5 protein-coding genes are annotated in these 6,801 nt (G+C 38.7%); 2 read left to right on the top strand and 3 right to left on the bottom strand.

From position 1 onward, the window contains the following. The first annotated feature begins 139 nt into the window (after positions 1–139). Complete coding sequence (locus tag ACFSR8_RS13145; protein ID WP_380292750.1) at positions 140–1,351, top strand: serine hydrolase domain-containing protein; 1,212 nt, start codon at positions 140–142, stop codon at positions 1,349–1,351. A 77-nt stretch (positions 1,352–1,428) separates the two neighbouring features. Here ACFSR8_RS13145 and ACFSR8_RS13140 read toward each other — a convergent pair whose 3' ends face one another. Then, the gene (locus ACFSR8_RS13140) at positions 1,429–3,693 is read right to left on the bottom strand and encodes a polyribonucleotide nucleotidyltransferase (protein ID WP_380292748.1); all 2,265 of its coding nucleotides are present in this window, start codon (positions 3,691–3,693) and stop codon (positions 1,429–1,431) included. A gap of 322 nt (positions 3,694–4,015) precedes the next feature. Continuing rightward, a complete protein-coding gene (gene rpsO / locus ACFSR8_RS13135; RefSeq protein ID WP_380292754.1) occupies positions 4,016–4,285 on the bottom strand; it encodes a 30S ribosomal protein S15 in 270 nt (89 codons plus the stop codon). A gap of 177 nt (positions 4,286–4,462) precedes the next feature. On the opposite strand from rpsO, the gene ACFSR8_RS13130 reads away from it, so the two are divergent. Beyond that, positions 4,463–5,596, top strand: coding sequence for a PAS domain S-box protein (locus ACFSR8_RS13130; protein ID WP_380292746.1), 1,134 nt, complete (start codon positions 4,463–4,465; stop codon positions 5,594–5,596). Between the two features lie 114 nt (positions 5,597–5,710). Here ACFSR8_RS13130 and accD read toward each other — a convergent pair whose 3' ends face one another. Beyond that, positions 5,711–6,568 (bottom strand): acetyl-CoA carboxylase, carboxyltransferase subunit beta, encoded by an 858-nt coding sequence (gene accD / locus ACFSR8_RS13125; RefSeq protein WP_380292744.1) that lies wholly within the window; start codon positions 6,566–6,568, stop codon positions 5,711–5,713. Between the last annotated feature and the right edge of the window lie 233 nt (positions 6,569–6,801).

The raw sequence follows: 6,801 nt of genomic DNA, 5'->3' as shown, positions 1-6,801 counted from the left end.
CAATTTACTGATTATCAGTAAGATGAACAACTTTTTTCTTTTAAATCATAATGCACAACGGGTTAAATAACTTAAAAAAAGGAGGTAACAAAATACAGGTGCAAGTTATCTATTAGTGTAATACATAAAATAAACACCAATGATAACTACAAACAAAATGTTTTCAGCACCGAATAAAAGTAAGTTAGTAAAACGATTATTCATTTTTTTCTTGTTCATAGCCTTTACGAGTTGTGAGGTTGAAGAATCTTTTAACGATTTCCAAACCAATACCGCCGTTTTTAATATGGATGTCTTTGAACAAAATTTAATTGATTATGTTGAAGCGGGGGGTGATAGCCCCATAGGATGGGCATATACCATCAGTAAAAATGGGAATTTAGAAAGATCCGATGCCTTTGGGAAAGCCCGAAATGCTGCCGATGGCTCTATCGACTTCACTTTGAATAAAGAAATAAATGTGGCTAGTGTTTCCAAATTCTATACGGCTATAGCGGTAATGCAACTTTTGGAAGCAAACAACCTAACTATCGAAGACAACATAGCTGATTGGCTTCCAAATTCTTGGACAATAGGCCCTGGCGTGAATAATTTAAGCTTTAAAGATCTTTTAAAACACGAATCTGGATTACAAAGCACCAACAACAATTTTGATGTTACTTTAGGCTATCAAGGTTTAAAGGACTGTATAGAAACTGGTGTAGTGAATGCAAAAACCAGAAATTACCTTAATGTGAATTTTGCTTTGTACCGCGTGTTAATTCCTTCTTTATGGAGCAATCTTGAGGGGAGTCCAGCTATCGATATTGAAAATGATGCTAATACCCAATTTATGTATCTATTGTATATGCAACAGAATATCTTTGATAGACTGTCATTGCCATTAGTGGGATGTTTTCCTGAAAGTAGGGATGTTTCAACATTATATTATAATGCGAACGATGGAAGTAATAACGGTGGACAATATTACGGTAGCTGGAACAATAAGTCTGGTGGTGGCGGATATTTTATGACTGCTATGGAAATGGCTAAAGTAAACGCTTATTTTGAGTATACCGAAATATTAGTGACCAAAGATCAAAGAGATTTAATGAAGTTGCACAGACTTGGAATGGATGTCGCTGATCCTGCGGATGAAATCCATGGCAATTATTATGGAAAGGCTGGTTCTATTGGCACCAGTAGCGACCCAACAGTTTCACAAGGTGTTAGGACACAAATTGTGATGTTCCCGGGAACAGGTGTAGATTGTGTTATTGTGATGAACTCTCAAGGCGTTACTTTGCAAGGGACGACTAGTCTAAGACAAATGATATATGATGCCTATAATAATGCTTGGGTGCAACCTTAAGCCCAAGTAATTGACAAAAACAAAAAACCGAAAGAATTTTAGTCTTTCGGTTTTTTTTATGAATTAAAAGAAAGGATTTAGTCTTCTTTCTTCTCTTCTCTTGGGCTTCTGTCGTCCCTGCGATTATCGCGGTTACGATTATCGCGTCCACGATTGTCTCTGCCTCGGTTATCTCTACCACCTTTATTATTGTCTCTTGGAGGTCTTGGTTGCCAGCCTTCAGGTTTAGGTAAAATAGCCTTACGGGAAACTTTTTCCTTGCGTGTTTTTGGATCGAAACCAAAATACTTCACATCCATAGTATCACCAACATTGACTACGTCAGTTACATTATTTGTGCGTTCCCATGCCAATTCTGAAATGTGGATCAAAGTGTCATTTCCTGGAGCGTCAACATACTCAACAACCGCACCGAAATCTAAGATTTTAGTCACTTTTACTTCGTAAACGCTACCAACTTCAGGCTTAAACATCAAGGCATCAATTTTTGCTAAAACGGCGTCAATACCTTCTTGACCAGTACCTAAAATCTCAACAATACCCTCCTCTGTTACAGGGTCTTCGTTGATAACAATAGTGGTATTGGTTTCCTTTTGTAATTCTTGAATTACTTTACCTCCAGAACCGATAACGGCACCAATATATTCACCAGGAATTATGCGAGTTACCATTTTAGGAGCATGTGGCTTAACATCTTCTCTAGGAGTGTCGATTGTATCTACCAGTTTTTGCAAGATATGTAAACGGCCATCTTTTGCTTGCATTAGGGCTTTTACCAAAATTTCATAGGATAAACCCTTTACCTTTATATCCATTTGGCAAGCAGTAATACCATCGGCAGTACCGGTTACTTTAAAGTCCATATCACCTAAGTGATCTTCATCTCCTAAAATATCAGATAGTACAGCATATTTCCCCGTTTCAGCATCGGAAATCAATCCCATTGCAATACCAGAAACTGGTTTTTTCATCTGAACACCAGCATCCATCAGTGCCATTGTGCCCGAACATACGGTAGCCATTGAAGACGAACCGTTAGATTCCAATACTTCGGATACCACACGTACGGTGTAAGGGCAATCCTCTGGAACCATACCTTTTAAAGCACGTTGCGCCAGGTTACCATGGCCTACCTCACGACGTGAAGTACCTCGGATTGGTCTTGCTTCACCTGTTGAAAAAGGAGGGAAGTTATAGTGTAAATAGAAACGCTCTTCACCCTCAAAAGAAGGGTTGTCAATAACGTTAGCCTCTCTCGAAGTTCCCAAGGTAACAGTAGCTAAAGCCTGAGTTTCCCCACGGGTAAAAATCGCTGAACCATGGGTGGAAGGTAAATAATCCACCTCGCACCAAATTGGTCTGATTTCATCTGTGGTACGTCCATCTAAACGTAAACCTTCATCCAAGGTCAAGTTTCTTACAGCCTCCTTTTGGGCTTTGGCGACGTACTTATGAATCAATTTTCCAAGTTCCTCATGCTCTTCCTCAGGGAAAGATTCAAAAACTTCCTCTTTTATTTTACTAAAAGCTTCGCTTCTTTCGTGTTTAGCCGAGCCAGCTTTGGCAATCGCATAGGTTTTATCATAAACCATGTCATGGATTTTCTTTGCCAAATCCTCGTCTTCAACTTCAGGCTCATATTCTCTGGTTTCTTTTTTGCCAAAGGCTTCAGCTAATTTTAATTGTGCTTCACACTGCTTTTTGATAGCTTCATGTGCAAACTCAATCGCCTCAACCATTTCCTCTTCCGAAATCTCTTTCATTTCACCTTCAACCATCATCACAGAATCCGCAGAAGCACCGATTACCATATCGAGATCACTTTCTTCTAATTGTGCTCTGGTAGGGTTGATAATCAATTCACCATTGATACGGCCAACACGTACTTCAGAAATGGCACATTCAAACGGAAAATCCGATAATTGAATAGCGGCCGAAGCTGCTAAACCAGCCATAGCGTCTGGCATCACATTTTCGTCGTGTGACATTAATTGAATCATCACCTGTGTTTCAGCATGGTAATCCTTTGGAAATAATGGACGCAATACACGGTCTACTAAACGCATGGTTAATACTTCGTTATCGCTTGGTCTAGCTTCTCGTTTAAAGAATCCGCCTGGGTATCGTCCTGCGGCTGCAAATTTCTCTCTGTAATCTACCGTTAATGGTAAAAAGTCAACGTCGGCCGCGTGATAATTGGAAACTACCGTACACAATAGCATACATTTTCCAGATTGTACAACAACAGAACCATGTGCCTGTTTTGCTAATTTTCCGGTCTCGATAGAAATTTCTCTACCGTCACCAAGGTCTATGACCTCTTTAAATGTTTGTGGAATCATAAAATTTTTCTTGTGATTCAAGCAGTATCGCGCTCAAATCATGTTAAACAATGGTCGTTGTGTTGTGTGTAGTGGTTGTGTGTTGACCTGAAAGGTCGTTGACCAATGAAAAACTATGTTTAGCTTCTTCTAAATTGTGCAAAATTTATACTCCTTTGCAAGAGATGTTTTATTTGGGCGCTACCCACAAGGGGTCGGGCTTTCGGGAGTCGCTCTCTTCGAGGAGCTTCAACAAATCCCTCAATCCCTAGCGCTAACCCTTCGACAAGCTCAGGGTGAAAAGAAAAAAGAGGCTCGCCAATGCAAACCTCTTTTATCCTGTTTATTTTCTTAATCCTAATTCTTTTACTATCGCACGATATCTTAAGATATCCTTCTTAGTTAAGTAATCTAGCAACGCTCTACGCTTACCTACTAGCTTTACTAACGAACGCTCAGTATTATAATCTTTACGATTGTTTTTTAAGTGTTCGGTTAAGTGATTAATTCTGTGCGTAAACAACGCAATTTGGGCTTCAGCGGTACCGGTATCGTTTTTTCCCTTACCGTACTTCTCAAAAATACCCTCTTTTACTTCTTTAGTTAAATACATGCTAATATTATTGTAAATGATTGTTATGTACTGCGAAAGGCTTTCTTTCAGTCGGCAAATATAATACTTTTTTGGTGTTAAAAGTTTTTTTGTGTAACTTTTCAATGATTTTAAAATACCAACCTCCCTAAACTGATTTTTAGCTGTTAATATGAACGAACTTATTGTTTAAAGCATATGAAATCACTCTTCCCGGAAGAAAGCTTTCCAGACTCCTACGACCATCTTGAAAAAATCTTCAACAATACCTACAACGGCATTGCTATCCTAACCCTAGACGGCGATTGGATTAAGGTGAACGACAGCATGTGCGACATGTTGGGCTACACCAAAAATGAGTTGTACAACATGAAAATAGAGAACATCATTTTCAGGGATGATTTGGGCGCTCATGCCACAAAATATGAAAGGTTGATGCAAGGGAAGATTGATCGCTATCGCGTGATGCAACGTTATTTTCATAAGGATGGGTCTGTCATTTGGTTTTTAATTTCCGTGTCCCTCATTTCTGCTATTGATGGCAAACCTACTCAGATGATTTGGCAATTTTCCGATATCACAAGCAGAAAGCTAAGTCAGGATAAACTGCGATTAATGTTGAGGGTAGTGCGGGAACAAAATGAACGGTTGACTTCCTTTGCCGATATCATTACGCATAATTTACGTTCCCACTCGGGAAATTTGATGACGGTAAAAGGGTTTTTAGAAGAAGAATTTGAATGGTTGAGGTACAACGATAATTTTAAACTGCTATCCAATGCCATTGAAAATTTGGTAGAAACCGTTTCGCATTTGACCGAGGTGGCACAAATTAAAACTGTGGAAGCTACAGAATTGGAAACGCTTAATCTCTACGATTATATTGAGAAGGCAATTTATAGTGTGGCCGCCGTGGCTAGAAACACAAAAACAAATATCATTAATGATGTAGACGAAGAGCTATTCATCAAAGGTGTACCGGCCTATTTGGATAGTATTATTTTGAATTTTTTAACCAATGCCATAAAATACAGGTCTGATGATAGAACGCCACAAGTGGAATTATCAACCTCCGAAGTTGAAGGCTATGTTATTCTAAAAATTGCTGATAACGGTATGGGTATCGATTTGGAAAAATACGGCAAAAAATTGTTTCAGTTATATAAAACTTTCCATACCAACAGGGATTCCATTGGGCTTGGGTTGTTCATCACCAAAAATCATATCGAATCTATGGGTGGAAAAGTGGAGGTGACCAGCGAGGTGGAGGTTGGCACAGAATTTTCGATTTTCTTTAAGAAGGCTATAAACAGCACGCAAGACTTGCCTTGAGATAACATACAAGAAACTTTTCAATATCAAGAATTCGGATGCCTACTTTTTGATAGAATGAAAAATGGGCCAAAAGTAGTTTCACTTTTGGCCCATTTTTCAAAATCGTTTGTATTAATCTCTCAAAGGTTGGTTCAATATCAAATCCAGATATTGATTCACCTTATTTTTTAAATCTCTTCTTAGAGTGATAAAGTCAAGGAACCCATGTTCCAATAAAAACTCTGAGGTCTGGAAGCCTTCTGGGAGTTCTTTTCCCGTAGTGTCTCTTACGATGCGAGGACCGGCAAATCCAATTAAGGCTCCTGGCTCACTGATATTAATATCGCCCAGCATAGCAAAAGAAGCTGTAGTTCCACCAGTTGTGGGGTCAGTGCACAAAGAGATATAAGGAATTTTGGCATCTGCCAATTGCGCCAATTTTACGGAAGTTTTTGCCAACTGCATCAATGATAGTGCCGCTTCCATCATCCGCGCTCCCCCTGATTTTGAAATTACCATCAATGGGATATTGTGTTTTAATGAGTAGTCGGCCGCGCGAGCAATTTTTTCACCAACAACACTACCCATTGAGCCTCCAATAAATCCGAAATCCATACAGGCAACTACAAGGTCTTTCCCCTTAGACTTTCCAACCGCAGTGCGAACAGCATCTTTAAGCTTGGTTTTCTCTTGGGCGGCTTTTAGTCGGTCAGGATATTTTTTAGTGTCCACAAACTTTAGTGGATCTTTGGATTCCAATTTGACATCCAATTCCTTAAATTTATTATCGTCAAAGAGAATCTCGAAATATTCCGTACTGCCAATCCTTACGTGGTAACCGTCCTCTGGGCTTACATAGTAATTCTCCTGTAACTCTTTAGTGTCTACAATTTTACCGGTTGGGGATTTGTACCACAATCCTTTTGGGGTGTCTTTCTTTTCCTCTGTAGATGTTTGTATTCCTTTATCTTTTCTTTTGAACCAAGACATATTAAATAATGTTTAGATTGACGATTTTTCAGATTAAAAGATCATTTGAAGAAATCGTTAAAAATAATATAAGCTGTAATTTTCAATTTGGGAAGATAAACTACATTTCAATTACAAAATTAAGCCTTTTTTTAATTTTTGAGGTAACGCCTTTATAATTTTATAGACAGCAGAAAGGTAACCTGTTGTCATACAGTGTAATAAGTAAAAAGGTTCTGCGAAAACACAGAACC

The organism is Hyunsoonleella rubra (genome assembly GCF_042684665.1).
Classification (GTDB): Bacteria; Bacteroidota; Bacteroidia; order Flavobacteriales; family Flavobacteriaceae; genus Jejuia; species Jejuia rubra.
Note: the sequence above shows the minus strand (reverse complement) of the source record. Positions and strands in the feature narration are given on the sequence as shown.